This window comes from Rhizobium sp. NRK18 (genome assembly GCF_024385575.1).
In the GTDB taxonomy this organism is placed as follows: domain Bacteria; phylum Pseudomonadota; class Alphaproteobacteria; order Rhizobiales; family Rhizobiaceae; genus JANFMV01.
Window position 1 is genome coordinate 286,026 of the sequence record NZ_JANFMV010000004.1, and the last position, 13,538, is coordinate 299,563.

Annotated in this window: 14 protein-coding genes; 8 read left to right on the top strand and 6 right to left on the bottom strand. The window is 59.9% G+C overall.

All coding sequences use genetic code 11. The annotated features are described in order from the left end of the window. The first annotated feature begins 401 nt into the window (after positions 1-401). From NN662_RS20555 to NN662_RS20570, 4 genes are all read left to right on the top strand, one after another. Complete coding sequence (locus tag NN662_RS20555) at positions 402-1,334, top strand: ABC transporter substrate-binding protein (protein ID WP_261932282.1); 933 nt, start codon at positions 402-404, stop codon at positions 1,332-1,334. 3 nt (positions 1,335-1,337) lie between these two features. Next, a complete protein-coding gene (locus NN662_RS20560) occupies positions 1,338-2,210 on the top strand; it encodes an amino acid ABC transporter permease (RefSeq protein WP_261932283.1) in 873 nt (290 codons plus the stop codon). Positions 2,211-2,285: 75 nt separating this feature from the next. Beyond that, a complete protein-coding gene (locus tag NN662_RS20565) occupies positions 2,286-3,416 on the top strand; it encodes a sugar phosphate isomerase/epimerase family protein (protein ID WP_261932284.1) in 1,131 nt (376 codons plus the stop codon). Between the two features lie 155 nt (positions 3,417-3,571). After that, on the top strand, positions 3,572-4,318 hold the full coding sequence (locus NN662_RS20570; RefSeq protein ID WP_261932285.1) for a GntR family transcriptional regulator: 747 nt from the start codon (positions 3,572-3,574) through the stop codon (positions 4,316-4,318). Positions 4,319-4,351: 33 nt separating this feature from the next. Here the strand turns inward: NN662_RS20570 and dsbG are convergent, their stop codons facing one another. The 4 genes from dsbG to NN662_RS20590 form a co-directional block, all read right to left on the bottom strand. After that, positions 4,352-5,146: a thiol:disulfide interchange protein DsbG gene (dsbG, locus tag NN662_RS20575; protein WP_261932286.1), complete on the bottom strand. Its 795-nt coding sequence runs from the start codon at positions 5,144-5,146 to the stop codon at positions 4,352-4,354. Positions 5,147-5,191: 45 nt separating this feature from the next. After that, positions 5,192-5,935 (bottom strand): L,D-transpeptidase, encoded by a 744-nt coding sequence (locus NN662_RS20580; protein ID WP_315972619.1) that lies wholly within the window; start codon positions 5,933-5,935, stop codon positions 5,192-5,194. Between the two features lie 105 nt (positions 5,936-6,040). Beyond that, entirely contained in the window at positions 6,041-7,408 is a 1,368-nt protein-coding gene (locus tag NN662_RS20585) for a sensor histidine kinase (RefSeq protein WP_261932287.1), read from the bottom strand. Beyond that, entirely contained in the window at positions 7,405-8,064 is a 660-nt protein-coding gene (locus NN662_RS20590) for a response regulator transcription factor (RefSeq protein WP_261932288.1), read from the bottom strand. The genes NN662_RS20585 and NN662_RS20590 overlap by 4 nt, the downstream gene beginning before the upstream one ends. Before the next feature lie 112 nt (positions 8,065-8,176). Here NN662_RS20590 and dsbD point away from each other — a divergent pair, with 112 nt between their 5' ends. The 3 genes from dsbD to NN662_RS20605 are packed head-to-tail and all read left to right on the top strand — an operon-like array spanning position 8,177 to position 10,976. Beyond that, positions 8,177-10,006 (top strand): protein-disulfide reductase DsbD, encoded by a 1,830-nt coding sequence (gene dsbD, locus NN662_RS20595; protein WP_261932289.1) that lies wholly within the window; start codon positions 8,177-8,179, stop codon positions 10,004-10,006. Beyond that, positions 10,006-10,365 (top strand): hypothetical protein, encoded by a 360-nt coding sequence (locus NN662_RS20600; protein WP_261932290.1) that lies wholly within the window; start codon positions 10,006-10,008, stop codon positions 10,363-10,365. Before dsbD ends, NN662_RS20600 begins: the two co-directional genes overlap by 1 nt. Further along, a complete protein-coding gene (locus NN662_RS20605; protein ID WP_261932291.1) occupies positions 10,365-10,976 on the top strand; it encodes a DsbA family protein in 612 nt (203 codons plus the stop codon). The genes NN662_RS20600 and NN662_RS20605 overlap by 1 nt, the downstream gene beginning before the upstream one ends. A 139-nt stretch (positions 10,977-11,115) precedes the next feature. Here NN662_RS20605 and NN662_RS20610 read toward each other — a convergent pair whose 3' ends face one another. Together NN662_RS20610 and NN662_RS20615 are read right to left on the bottom strand one after the other, a co-directional pair. After that, positions 11,116-12,456: a class II D-tagatose-bisphosphate aldolase, non-catalytic subunit gene (locus NN662_RS20610; protein WP_261932292.1), complete on the bottom strand. Its 1,341-nt coding sequence runs from the start codon at positions 12,454-12,456 to the stop codon at positions 11,116-11,118. Then, positions 12,456-13,187 carry a hypothetical protein gene (locus NN662_RS20615; RefSeq protein ID WP_410010996.1) on the bottom strand — a complete coding sequence of 244 codons (732 nt, stop codon included), beginning with the start codon at positions 13,185-13,187 and terminating at the stop codon, positions 12,456-12,458. Before NN662_RS20615 ends, NN662_RS20610 begins: the two co-directional genes overlap by 1 nt. Here NN662_RS20615 and NN662_RS21510 point away from each other — a divergent pair. Then, on the top strand, positions 13,164-13,529 hold the full coding sequence (locus tag NN662_RS21510; RefSeq protein ID WP_410010997.1) for a hypothetical protein: 366 nt from the start codon (positions 13,164-13,166) through the stop codon (positions 13,527-13,529). The genes NN662_RS20615 and NN662_RS21510 overlap by 24 nt on opposite strands. Positions 13,530-13,538: the final 9 nt, after the last annotated feature.

The following is a 13,538-nucleotide window of genomic DNA, read 5'->3' on the forward strand; positions in this document are numbered from 1 at the left end:
ATCTTCGAATCTATAAAATGTGCAGCATTTGGGGTTGAAGCGCATTAATTAAGCAGTCCGCCTGGGATGAAACAGGAAGATTCCGGCTTCGACTGCCCCTGGAAGGCGACAACGGACGTAAGCAAGGTCGGTAGTATTTTCAGAAATAAAATCATTATTTCAGTAATTTAGATATTTATCCGCGTCTTCACTTGCGACATATGGAGGCCTATAAGCTGACCTGATCAAATTTTGTGCGAATTTATATGCGCATATTTTTTCGAAATCGCCCCGTGAATCACATAAAGAAAAATTGATCAACATTAACAAAGCACAAGCCAGCTTAACGTCGACATGGCACGTCGATTGCATGGAGCATTCCCGAAAATTCACGCAGATGGAAAAGCAAAAAAGGGGATCCCATGCATAGCTTCAGGACATTTATCCAGGGCAGTCTTACCGGCATCGCATTATTGACCTTTGCTACATTGCCGCAGGCCGCGGAAGGCGCCGCCGTCAAGATGGTGGCAAGCGATGACGTAGCCAAACTGCCAGGTATCGCATTCGACCAGGCTCTTGCTGACGGCCTGCCGTCCAGCATCAAGGGCAAGAAGATCATCAAGGTCGCAACCGACCTTACGCCGCCGATCAGCTTTCAGGACGAAAAAGGTGAACTCATCGGTATCGACGCTGATATCGCGGCAGCCCTCGGTATTATTCTGGGTGTAGAGGTGCAGATGACCAATGTCGGCGCCGGCGCAGCCATCGTGCCGGCCGTCCTGTCGAAGCGTTTCGACATGACGATCTCCGGCATCAATGACGACGTCGAACTGGAAAAGCAGGTCGATGTCGTCGACTACATGTATGACGCCACCACGATCATGACGACAAAAGGCAATCCGCTCGCCATCAAGAGCATGGAGGACCTGTGCGGAAAGACGGTCGCAGTTCCGGTCGGGACCTTTCAGAACAGAATGGTGGAAGCAGCTTCGGCGAAGTGCGCAAAGCCGATCAACATCATGTCGATCCCGAAAATGCCTGACGTTCTGCAGGCTGTGCGCACGGGTCGCGCCGACGCAACCGTCAACGGTTACGCGACCAGCGTCTACACGACCGAACATCAGGTCGGTAATGGCAAGGGACTTCAGGCACTTCCAGATATCCGCCTTGCCGTCGGCTATCTCGGGATGCTGGTCTCCAAGGACAATCCGGAACTGCGTGACGCCGTTATCGCGTCGCTGCAGCACATGGTCGACAGCGGCGCCTATGCTGCAATCATGCAGAAATGGAGCCTTGCTCCCCTCGCGGTCGAAACGGTCAAGTACAACGACGCTGCCAGCATGCCGGTGGAGTGAGCCATGACCCTGTCGGCACAAACCTTGAGCACCGCATTTGCTCCTCCAGCACAAAAGCCCGTGCAGTGGGGGCAGATTGCAACGGGAGCGATCGCCATTCTTGTGATGGCGCTCGTCATTGCGGTCATCGCCAGGAACCAGAACATACAGTGGGGGGAAATTCCCCGCTACATGGTCGACCCGGTCATACTGAACGGCGTTGTGCTGACATTGGAACTGACGGCTGGTGCCATGATCTTTGGCATCGCCATCGGCTGTGTTGTGGCCATCATGGCCACAAGCGAGAACATCATCCTGAAGGCCATGGCGGTCGCTTTCGTCTGGTGGTTTCGCGGCGTGCCGCTGATCGTCCAGATATTTTTCTGGTTCAATATCGCACTTTTTGTTCCCGAGATAGGCATCGGCACCCACACACTGTCGATCAATGATCTGATCACACCGGCCGTCGCGGGCTTTCTCGCGCTCGGCCTGCACGAGGCTGCCAATATGAGCGAGATCATTCGCGGTGGCCTTGGCGCGGTAGACCGTGGACAGCGCGAGGCGGCCACCTCGCTGGGACTGCAGCCTCTACAAACGTTGCGAACGGTTGTCCTGCCCCAGGCGGTCCGGCTGATCGTGCCGCCGACGGGCAATCAGGCCATCGGCATGTTGAAGGCAAGCGCAATCGTGTCGGTGATTGGCATGCAGGACCTCCTGACCCAGGCGCAGGCCATTTATGCCCGCAACTTCCTGGTCATCGAACTCCTGTGTGTCGCCTCCCTCTGGTACCTGGCGATCACGTCGGTGGCGTCGATCGGCCAGCACTTTCTCGAAAAGCGTCTCGCACCGAAAGGCCGCGGGGCCGGATCGGGGACGCTGAGGCGAGCGAAAGCCTGACATCCAGCTCCATCAATGAAGAAAACAGGATCGCCATTGCAGCGAATCCGGTGAGGAAACACCAAGGAGAATGAAATGAAACTCGGTATCGACGGACAGAAATTGCCGGAAGCGATCAAGCGCGGGCCGCTCGCAAGCCTGGATCATGTGAAGGAGCTGGGTCTCGGCGGCATCTTCTTCAGCACCATTCTCGATATGAGCCCGACCCTGAACCGCAGCGAGCTTGCCGACATCAAGACCAAGGCGGACGAACTAGGACTTTACCTCGAAAGCGGCTTGGGCAAGGTCAATCCCTATTGCAGTGCGGAAGCACCGGAATTCCGTGCGATCGGCGATGGCGATATCATCCTCGGCTTCACCCGGATGATCGAGGCGGGCGCCGCCATCGATTGCCGCGAGCTGTGGGTCGCACCCGGAAACTTCAAGCCGGAATATCGCGGTCGTCTTGCCAACGACCGCTTCCGCACCGATGTCAGCTGGGACGAGCAGCTTCAGGCCATCGAGAAAGTCCTTCACAAACTGGCACCGATCGCCCGCGCCCACGGCGTTCATCTCAACATGGAAACCCATGACGAGATCACCTCCTTCGAAATTCTCCGCCTGATCGAAAAGGTGGGTGCCGACTGCATGGGCGTAGTCTTCGACACTGCCAATGGTTTGCAGCGTGGCGAACATCCGGTGTATGCCGCCAAGCGCGTGGCGCCCTATGTCCGCCAGACGCACATCAAGGACGCCTATGTCGGTCGCGCGCCAGGCGGACTCGACTTCCAGACACGCCCGGTCGGTCGGGGGATCGTCGATTTTGCGACCATCATTCCGCTTCTGGCGGCGGCCAATCCGGCCCTGAACCTTTCTCTCGAGGTCGCGGCATCCGTCGAAGACAAGCCCCGCAAGGCCAATCCGCGTCAATGCATCGAAATTGACGACCCGGTCTGGCGTGCGGGCCATCCAGATCTCGATCCGGAAGAGCTCGACGCCTATCTCGCTCTGGTGGATGTCTTCGGCAAGCGTGTTGCATCCGGCGACATTCCGGATTGGGAGACCTATGAGAGGGACAATTACGGCTATCCGACCTACGAGACGCAGAGCTATGGGTTTGCCGAGGCGATCACCTTCATCAAGGCATCCGCCAAACACATCGAAACCATCTGCACCGAAAACGGGATCGATCTGGCATCACGTTCCAGCACTCGGCACGCAGCCTGAACGCACTTCATCCACGTCGGGGCTCTCCACTTGCCCTGACGTCTCGAAAAATCTCTGGACGAACCGGTTTTGAACCCGTCCCGACTATACGCAAGAATATACCTATGAAAATAATAAGATCGATTTTCACATTGATCTTATTATCGGGAGTTTCCATGAAGAAGACGCGTCGGCAAGGCGCCAAGGCGACGCCAAAGGCCAACGCCGCCGAAGCCGCGGAGAACGCCAATGACGATGTGACCGAGCGTATTCGCACGACGCTCGCAAACGCCATTGGCGAAGGCGCCTTGAAGCCTGGCACAAAAATTCTCGAGGATGCGATTGCAGATCATTTCGGCGTCAGTCGCACGGTCGTGCGCGGCGCACTCGGCGTGCTCGAAAGCGACCATCTTCTGGAGCGCAAACGAAACCGCGGAACTTTCGTGGCCGAACCGGGCATAGAAGAAGCCAAGGCCCTCTTCGAGGCCCGCCGCAAGATCGAGAGCGCCATTCTGGAACTGGTCATGGCTCGCGTCACACCGGAGCAACTGGATGCGCTTGGCCGGCTCGCCGACGAGGAGGAGCACATCCACCATCACGGCGACGAGAAATCGAAAATCGTGCTGTCGGGAAAGTTCCACATCGTGCTGGCGGAACTCGGCGGCAACCCGGTGATGACTGAGATGCTGTCCAAGATCGTCGCGCGCCTGTCGCTGGTGATGGCGCTCTACGAGGAAGAAAAGCAGGACGATTGCGGCGCAGATCACCATCGCCTGATCATATCGGCGTTGAAGGACAAGGATGTGGCCAAGGCACAGGAATTGATGGACCATCACCTCGCCGATATCGAGGGCCGGGTTCGCCTGACCGAGGGACAGGGCGACCGCCATACATTCATGGCGGTGCTGGAGAACTTTTCCTGACGGTTGAATGGCACGGAGCCAAGGTGGGGCCGGTCATTTCGGTCCCAGAATGCCTTCCATCTGTGTTTCGCTCGGCATCCCGGCGTATGTCTCGATCTTGCCTTCCCCGGTCTTGAAGACGATTGCAGGCGTGCCGCCGAAGCCGAGGTCGGTCATCAGGGTGGCATTGCGGTCAAGCTTTGCCGCGGTGTCGCCATCCACACTATCCAGCGGGCGTATGCCGCCATCGGCATGCTTGCGCTCATTCTCCGCAAGCGCCTCTTCCGGTGACTTGGCCTTGAGAATGGCGGCAGCCTTGGCGGGAGAATCCTGGCGGATGACGCCAACCATCACGTGGCGCAACTGGACTTTGCCGCTGTCGATCCAGGGCCGAGCGGCGAGCCAGAAGCGATTGCAATAGGGACAATTGGGGTCGGTAAAGATATAGACGATGCGCGGAGCATCGGCATCGCCATCCTGAACCCAGGTGGATGCCTCGAGCTTGGTCCAAGCGGCTTCCGTCAGGGGCTGTTCGACCATCTGCTTCAGCTGCTGCTCGGCCATGTCCTGCCCGTAGGCATCGACGAGCGTACCGACGACCACGTGTTGGTTGTCGGGGGTCAGATAGATCGCCAGAGGCTGCGAACCGGCCTTGGCGGCGAAGCCTCTGAGACCACCGGGAACCTGCATCTCCCCCAGGATCCGGATTCCTTGCTGCTCTATTGTCTTGAGGATCTCGGGATAGGCCTTGTCTTCAGCTTCCGCACTCGCTGCCATGATGACGCCCAGCAGAAGCGCCACGGGAATTGCCGGAAATGGCCTGGAACGTTGAAGTGCTTTCAACAGCATGATGCGATCCTTTGATGGTCTGATGTGGGATGGTGGGTAAGGTGATCAGGCCCCTGCGGGGCTGAGTACGACGACATCGGCGCCCGGCCGAACCTGGCTGTAGAGGTCGATGACGTCCTGGTTCAGCATCCGTATGCAGCCGGACGATGCGGCGGTTCCGATCGTCCAGGGTTCGTTGGTCCCATGGATGCGATAAAGCGTGTCCTTGCCGTCCTTGACCAGATACATCGCCCGCGCGCCCAGAGGATTCTTGTCACTGCCGTCCATGCCTTGGGCCCACTTGCCGTAGCGGGCGGGGTCACGTTTGAGCATGTCGGGCGTGGGCGTCCAGCGCGGCCATTGACGCTTGAAGCCGATATGGGCGGTGCCGCTGAATTCGAAGCCGGCCTTGCCGACACCGACGCCGTAGCGGATGGCTTTTCCGTTTCTCTTGATCAGATAGAGAAAGCGATTCTGGGGATCCAAAACGATGGTCCCCGGCGGATGCTCGGTCTTGTAGTCGACGGTCTGCTTCAGAAACTTCCGGCCGATCCGCTGCGTATCGACGGCGGGGACGGGAAAGGGTTCGCCGCCAAGCGCCTTGTAACGCTCAAGGCCGGATGAGCGTGGTTCGGCTGCCGGCGGTTGAAAGGCGGGGGAAGCGGCAGGGCTGGTCGTCGACGGAGTGGAAACGCAGGAAACGAGACCGATCGAAAGCAATCCGAAGGCAACCAGGGTCTTCAGCCGCTTTATATGGATACGGCTGCCGTGATCGGCAGATAGGGGGCAGGATGACAAGGGTGGGGACATGTCGAGCAAGACGCTCCTGGTGAGGTTTACCGGCCCCACTTCTCTGCGTCACCTTAAGGCTGCCTTAAGACCGGCCTATGCTCCTGTGGCATTGCGGGCAGTCGCTCATGCTTTTGAAACCGGCAGTTCCAGGCAAACGCAGAAACCTGCCTGTCTCCCGAACGACAGGCGCCCACCAAGCTTTGTCAGAGCCATTTCGACAATTGCAAGACCGAGGCCGCTTCCGAGCGTGTTTGCGCTGTTGCCGCGCTGGAACCGCGCCTTCAGACGTTGCTCGTCCTTCTCATCGATACCGGCTCCGGTATCGCACACAGAAATCGTGGTGCCAGCCGCGGTCTGCTTGCCCATGATCCGGACGGATGAATTCCGCGGCGCATATTGCAGGGCATTTTCGATGACATTGCGCAGGGCCAGCCGCAAGAGGGTCTTGTCTGCCACGCTGACGGCCAAGTCCTCTGCAAATTCGCTTTCAACCGTAATCTCCCTCGACGAAACGAGGACCGCCATTTCGCCGCGCAGCTCTTCGACCATGGCATAGACCGCCACTGTTTCCGATGCCGAAGACTTGTCCAGCGAATCAACGGCTGCGAGGTCTATAAGCTGGCGAACGAGGCGCCCCGTCCGATCGACGCTGAGCGAGATCTGCTTGAGGGCATTGGCGCGGACCTCGTGACTATCACTGCGAAGGGCCACCTGGGCCTGGGTCTTCAAACCCGATAACGGTGTCTTCAGCTCGTGCGCCGCATAAGCGATGAAGGTCTTCTCCCGTTCGCGGGCCGCCTCCACGCGTTGGAACAAGGCGCTCAGGGAGCCGAGCAAAGGCCTGATCTCCCGAGGCGCTCCGCTGTCGTCCACGGGGTGCAGTTCGTCGGCCGAGCGCAGAGATAGGGCGTCGGCAACTTGCCGTAGCGGTGAAAGACCGCGCCCGACACTCAACCAGATCAACCCGGCGAGGATGGGCAGGATCGCCAGTGCCGGGACGAGCTGGCCCTTGATGACGTCACCCACCAGCTTTTCGCGAATCTCGATGCTATCGCCAACGAGGACCCTCACACCGAGCTCGGGATTGACCACGGCATAGACGCGCCAGCGCTCGCCGTTGACGAGCTTTTCGGCGAATCCGCTTTCGTGATCGGCGAGCGACGTCGTGGGAGCACTTTCCGACCGGCCGACCAGGTCACCCTTGAGAGACCAGATCTGGCAGGACAATTGCCGGATATAGTCGCCCGCATGTACATCGAAGCCTTCGGGTGCGGCGGCGGCCTGCGCCACATCGGCCGCTGCCGCCACGTCGATATGGTGGTCGGTAATCAGCGAGCTCACCATGCGCGCCGCCTCCGTCAGCCGGGCGTCGAGCACGCGCTCGACTTCGCGCTGCGTGCTGACATAGGTCCAGAGCACGGCCAGCAGCCATACGGCACCCGTCGCCGCAAGCAGAATGAGAAAAAGCCGGAGCCGGATGGAACGCATCATTGCCTCCCCATGCGGTAGCCGACACCGCGAACGGTTTCGATCGAGGTGGCGCCCAGCTTATGGCGCAGCTTGTGCACATGGACCTCGATCGTGTTGCTCTCGATCTCTTCCTGCCAGCCATAAAGCCTGGCTTCCAGGATCTGCTTGGAGTGAACCATGGTCGGATTTTCCATCAATGCCAAAAGGACGGCAAATTCCCGCCGCGACAGGCTAATGACGTCGCCGCCTTTCAGAACCTCCATGCTGGCCGGATCCAGGGTTATTCCTTCCCATGTCAGCTGCGGTGTCGCTCGTCCTTCGGCGCGCCGGGTGATGGCGCGCAGCCGTGCCGCGACTTCGTCGAGGTCGAAGGGTTTTCCGAGATAGTCGTCGGCGCCGGCGTCGAGACCATCAACGCGATCGATCACCGCATCCTTGGCCGTCAACAGAAGAACGGGCGTACGGTTGCTGGCGGCGCGCATCCGGCGAAGCAGATCCAGTCCGGATCCATCCGGCAGCATGCGGTCGAGCACGATGGCATCAAAGGTATCGCTCTCGATCGCTGCCTGCGCATCGGAAAGCGTGCTGACGGTGTCTGCAGAGAAGCCGGCGAGGCCAAGCCCCACCTTCAAACCGTCGAGCAGAACCGCGTCGTCTTCGATGACAAGGATACGCATCACACCTCCGTGAGAACAATGTCGTTTCAAGCCTTGGTCTGTCCAGCTTAAGCCTGCCTTAAGCTGCCCCGCAGAAACGGCACACATTCACTGCGTAACGAGGAATGATGGAATGCAGCTCTTGAGGCACCTGGCGGTCTTCGTCTCCGTTTTGCTCCTTGCCGGCATCGCGATCGCCCAGAATGCGCCCCTCCAGATGGACGAGGCGTTTCGGCCTTCCCTGTCACGAATCTCCACCACCGAAGTTGCCGTCACATGGCAGATCGAACCTGGCTACTATCTCTATCGGGAGTATCTCTCCGCCAAAAGTGGCGATGGCAGCCCGCTGAAACTGGAGACGCCCGATGGCAAGATCAAGGACGATCCGGGCTTTGGATCGACGGAGGTCTACTACGACACCGCCAGGGCGACGCTCGTCAGTGAGGCTTCGACGGTCGAGTTGACCTATCAAGGCTGCCAGGACGGCGGGCTCTGCTATCCGCCCGTGACGAAAACGATAGACATGGCCAGCCTGCAGTTCAGGAATTCCCGGCCCGCAAGCGCGGTTTCTGCGCCGCCGTCGAACGCATCACACGGCGGATGGTCGTCGTTCAGCTCCCGAAAGCCGGATTTTGCGCTCGCACAGGACGAAGCGTCGAGCGGTGTCGATGGACTCCTGGCGCGCGGCGGCCTGCCTCTGCTCCTGGTTGGCTTTGTGGGTTTCGGCGTGCTTCTGGCGTTCACCCCGTGCGTCTTTCCGATGTATCCGATCGTTGTCGCCATGCTGTCGCGTGAAGGCGAGGCCCTCTCGCCCAAACGCGGTCTTGCGCTTTCAGGCGTCTATGTCGGGGCGCTTGCACTGGCCTTCGGGGTGTTCGGCATGGTCGCGGCCTGGTCTGGGCAAAACCTGCAATTTGCCCTGCAGTCAACAGCGGCGACCATCGTCATTGCCGGCCTGTTTCTGATCCTCGCTTTCTCCAATTTTGGACTGTTCGAGATCCGGTTGCCGACGGCGCTCGGCAATCGGCTGTCGTCCGGCACTCGCCGAGGCGGGTCGTTGGGTGGGGCTGCGGTTCTCGGTTTTTCCTCCGCACTCCTCATCGGCCCCTGTGTCACGGCGCCACTTGCCGGCGCGCTTCTCTACATCGCTCGCACCGGCGATGTCCTCATCGGGGCGGCCGCGCTGTTCGCGCTTGGACTTGGCAAAGGCCTCCCCCTGATCGTGATGGCTACGCTCGGCGGCAAGGCACTGCCGCGTGCCGGGGCGTGGATGGCAAGCATCCGCTCCGCCTTCGGCTTCGGCTTCATCGCAACGACGATCTGGATGGTTAGCCCTCTTCTTCCTGAAACGCTGACGCTTTTCGCCTGGGCGTGCCTGGCCGTATCGGTCGGAGTGTTCCTCTGGCAGATGCGGGTTGAAACTGCGTCTCACGGCGCCGCCGTCGTCTCGCGATCTGTGGCCACCGTTTCGATCGTCTGGGGAGCCCTGCTGCTCGTCGGCGTCGGTCTCGGTGCACATGATCCGCTTGCCCCTCTCAAGCCGCTCACGATGAGGGCAGAGGTCGGAAAGACAACCACGAACGAAATCACGAAATCGGACTTTGACGCCGTCGCCTCGCCGCAAGCACCGAATGCGGTGCTGGCCGAAGCTTCGGCCGAGAACAGGCCGAGCCTCGTCTATGTGACCGCGAATTGGTGCGTCACCTGCCGCGCCATAGAGCGGACCGTTCTGCCGGACGAGAGCGTCTCTGCGGCTCTCGATGGCGCGCGCCTGCTGACCATCGACATGACCGTGTCCTCTCCAGAGACCGACGAACTCCTGAAGTCCCTCCACGCCATCGGTCCGCCGACGATGATCTTCTTCGACCGAAAAAGGCAGGAAGTGGCCGGAACGCGCCTGGTGGGCGACGTGACGGTCGAAAAGCTGGCCGCTTCCGGCCTGGCGGCCAAAGGGACGCCCTGATGGATGTCGTGACACTGGGGCCGCGGATTTCTCTCCTGCTTGCCGCCCGCTCGCAGCCGACGGGCACATCGTCCAAGCCATCTCCACCGCCTGTCTATCCGCGGGCGCAGGCTATATATGGCGAGAGACAGTATGGCGAGGACACCATTCCTGCGGTGGATGTGTCGAAGATTGATCCGCGCAACATTCGCCAGATCGTCAATCATCGCGGCTCCGGTGCGCCCGGCACGATCGTCGTCGACCCCCATGCCCGCATTCATTATCTGTACCAGGATATCATCGATCTCTACGCCCGCGTTCCGGAAGGGTCCAGGATGGTTGTCCTCACTGCTAAAGAATCCGGAAAGGGAGAATTCTGATGATGAAGCGTCGCACAATACTGACATCTGCCCTCGCCTTCGGCGCCCTGACGGTCTTCGACAGCCGTCTGGCCCTCGGACAACAGCTGTCGAAGGACGCGGTCTTCAAGGACAAGGACGCGCCATTTCTCGGCAATCCGAAAGGCAATGTCACGGTTGTCGAGTTCTTCGACTATCAGTGCCCCTATTGCAAGAAGGCATATCCGACCGTGAAAAAGGTCATAGAAAGGGACGGCAATGTGAAGCTGATCATGAAGGACTGGCCGATCTTCGGCGATGCCTCGATCTTCGCGGCCCAGGCGGTTCTGGGCGCTGCCCAGATCGGCAAGTACGAGATTGCTTTGGATGCCCTCATGAAGACCGGGGGCCGGCTGACACATGATGACATCGAGAATACGCTGACGGGCGTCGGCTTATCCATGGATGAAATCGCTGCTGCCGTGAACAAGCACGTTGACAAGATCTCGGGACTGCTGGATCGCAATTACGCCCAGGCCACGGCCTTCAACTTCGCGGGCACCCCCGCCTTCGTGATCGGGTCGAACCTTTACCCCGGCGTGCTCGATGAAAAGGGGCTCGTTGATGCGATCGGGCGCGCCCGCCGGAGCTGAACGCGTCCATCCTGCGGAAAGAGTGAACCGGCGGAGTTTTACCGCCGGAGCCACAACAGCCGAGAAAGCCGAAAGTTTCGGTCTTTAAGAAACAACACTCACGACGGTAAATCCCCGACGCTCTGAACGGCTATAATGGTTACGAGTTCTGGATCTTCGGCGCGGGCAGTTGTCCAGCTCCCAGATTGCCCTGGCTTGAAATCTGTTCGCTGCCGATCCAATACGGTCTCAGGGCCGTCCGGATATGGGCGTGGATGAGGTTGGAAAACAGCCGGCTGCGCCGATCCAAGGCCCAAGCTATTTCATCCGCCGCAAAATATTGCGAGAGAGCCGGTCGCGTCAGCACGCTGGCCGCGGCATCGATGCGATCGCCAAGCTCCGACACGGCCTTTTGGGCCAACGGATGCGCCCAGTAATAGCGGATGCGATCGGCGTAACCGAAATGCCGCATCAACCGCAGGGCATTGTCGTCCGCTTCGCGATAGTGACCGGCCCAGAATTTCGGCTCCGCACGCATGAGCCCATCCATGACCTGCGAGATATGCGGGCTGCCTGTGAGCCATCCATCCAGGTGGGACAGCGCATATATGGCTTCCCGATAGGCATAGGTTAGAGCCGGCCCGACCTTCAACACCGCAAAGTGACGGGCGGCAAGATCGGGATAAACCTCGGCACGCTGATAGTCGGTGGAATGTGCTTCGAACGCCATGTCCGGAAAATCCTCCAGGATAGCACTCAACCGATCAGGCGCGCTGCAATCGAAATGATCAATGTGATCCGGTCCAAACTCGAGACCCGGCTGGACCACCAGCGCCCGCACCCTGCCCCACACCTCGGCGATCCCTTCGCGCTCGAAAGCAGCCCTGTGCACGTCGATCGTGCGGCGCGCACGCGCCGGGTCCGTGGGTATGATGGCAGCGTGCTCCATTCTTGAGCCGCCGGGTGGTGGAACCTCCGTGCCGATGACATAGCTCAACGTCGGCCCGCCGGCGGACTCGTCTTCACAGACGCGCGCAAGTCTGGCCGCTCGTGTGGCAACTTCCTCGTCCGGCAATTGAGCCGCCTCACCCCGGCATCCCTCGGAGCAATCCAGATGAATCTTGGTGAAACCGGCACGGACATAGGAGCGTACCATGTCCTCGGCCATCGCCATGGCTTTCTCCGATGGTCGGTCACGCCAGGCCTGCGGGCCAAGATGGTCTCCACCAAACAGGATGCGGCCTGTCGAGCAGCCGCTTCTGGCCGCTATGTCTGTCACGAAGGCGATGAAGTCTGCCGGCTGCATACCTGTGTAGCCGCCAAACTGATTGACCTGATTGCTGGTAGCCTCGACAATGATCGGCGAAGCCAGCTCCTCTGCAAGGTCAAGCGATGCGGCAATGACATCCGGATGAGCGGAGCAAACCGACACAAAGGAAAAGTCACCCTGCAATCGGTTGCGTCGTATGCCTTTGTCCAGATTGTACCCTGAATCGTTCATTAGGCCGCCCACGGATAGATGGTGATACCGGATACGACCCGTGACAGGGTTCCGCCGGCAAAGGGATTGTCGACATCGAGGCCAAGGGACGCCGACCAGCGGACCGCCCAGACCTGGGCGACCAGCACATAGAGTGCCGCGATCGCGCGCGGTTCGCCAATGGCCGGTATGCTTATGTCGCAACCCGACGCGCCAAGCGTGGTCACAACACATTGGGGATACTGGCTGCGCAGCTCGGCGGCGACATCATGATCGTATCGGGCCGTGTGCGCGTCCGGATGGATCATCACGGCGACATGGGTTCCCGGCAGCACGGATGCCTTCGGTCCATGACGGAAGCCCAGTGGGCTGTCCCATTGCGCCAGAACCTCGCCGGCGGTCAGTTCCAGAACCTTAAGCGATGCCTCTCGCGCGAGGCCCTTCAAAGGCCCTGCCCCGAGAACTACGAAACGCGAGGGGCAAGCCGGACCGTCCAACGTCGAGAGCTCCCCGAGTATCTTTTCCGCGGCATCGGCCAGCGCGGGCATTGTCTTGGCCGCATCGAAGCTGTTGTCGAGGCAGGCAAGCGCCGACAGCAACATGGTGGTGAAGCTTGATGTCATCGCGAAGCCGCGGTCGTGGGTATCCTCGGGCAATAGCAGGATACGCTGCTCGCCGGGGCCGGAAACCGAGCGTCTTGCCAGCGCTCCGTCCGGATTGCAGGTTACATGCAGGCGATGAGCGTCGGGCATCACCTGATCCAGCAGGTGCAGCATGCCGATAGTCTCGGAACTGTCTCCGCTGCGTCCGAACTGAACGACCAGAACATCCTTGCCCTGCCGGACGAAATCCGCCGGACATGCGACGAAATCGGTCGTAGCCACCGCGCGGACAACGGGATTGCCAGCCAGATTGCATGGTACGGAGGAGAGAATGTCGCCGATGAAGGCGGACGTACCCGCACCACAAAGCCAGATTTCCCTGACGCCAATCCTTTCGATCCAATCACGGATTTCCGCCGCCTGTTCAACAAGGTCATCTGCCCAGGCGCGCCATATGCCGGGCTGCTTGAGGATTTCAGTCCAGGTTGCTGAAGGGTGTTT

Excerpts from the sequence above, each read along its gene's own strand:
- NN662_RS20555 (WP_261932282.1), top strand. The coding sequence starts at position 402 with ATGCATAGCTTCAGGACATTTATCCAGGGCAGTCTTACCGGCATCGCA.
- NN662_RS20560 (WP_261932283.1), top strand. The coding sequence starts at position 1,338 with ATGACCCTGTCGGCACAAACCTTGAGCACCGCATTTGCTCCTCCAGCA.
- NN662_RS20565 (WP_261932284.1), top strand. The coding sequence starts at position 2,286 with ATGAAACTCGGTATCGACGGACAGAAATTGCCGGAAGCGATCAAGCGC.
- NN662_RS20570 (WP_261932285.1), top strand. The coding sequence starts at position 3,572 with ATGAAGAAGACGCGTCGGCAAGGCGCCAAGGCGACGCCAAAGGCCAAC.
- dsbG (WP_261932286.1), bottom strand. The coding sequence starts at position 5,146 with ATGCTGTTGAAAGCACTTCAACGTTCCAGGCCATTTCCGGCAATTCCC.
- NN662_RS20580 (WP_315972619.1), bottom strand. The coding sequence starts at position 5,935 with ATGTCCCCACCCTTGTCATCCTGCCCCCTATCTGCCGATCACGGCAGC.
- NN662_RS20585 (WP_261932287.1), bottom strand. The coding sequence starts at position 7,408 with ATGATGCGTTCCATCCGGCTCCGGCTTTTTCTCATTCTGCTTGCGGCG.
- NN662_RS20590 (WP_261932288.1), bottom strand. The coding sequence starts at position 8,064 with ATGCGTATCCTTGTCATCGAAGACGACGCGGTTCTGCTCGACGGTTTG.
- dsbD (WP_261932289.1), top strand. The coding sequence starts at position 8,177 with ATGCAGCTCTTGAGGCACCTGGCGGTCTTCGTCTCCGTTTTGCTCCTT.
- NN662_RS20600 (WP_261932290.1), top strand. The coding sequence starts at position 10,006 with ATGGATGTCGTGACACTGGGGCCGCGGATTTCTCTCCTGCTTGCCGCC.
- NN662_RS20605 (WP_261932291.1), top strand. The coding sequence starts at position 10,365 with ATGATGAAGCGTCGCACAATACTGACATCTGCCCTCGCCTTCGGCGCC.
- NN662_RS20610 (WP_261932292.1), bottom strand. The coding sequence starts at position 12,456 with ATGAACGATTCAGGGTACAATCTGGACAAAGGCATACGACGCAACCGA.
- NN662_RS21510 (WP_410010997.1), top strand. The coding sequence starts at position 13,164 with ATGCAGGCGATGAGCGTCGGGCATCACCTGATCCAGCAGGTGCAGCAT.
- NN662_RS20615 (WP_410010996.1), bottom strand. The coding sequence starts at position 13,187 with ATGCCCGACGCTCATCGCCTGCATGTAACCTGCAATCCGGACGGAGCG.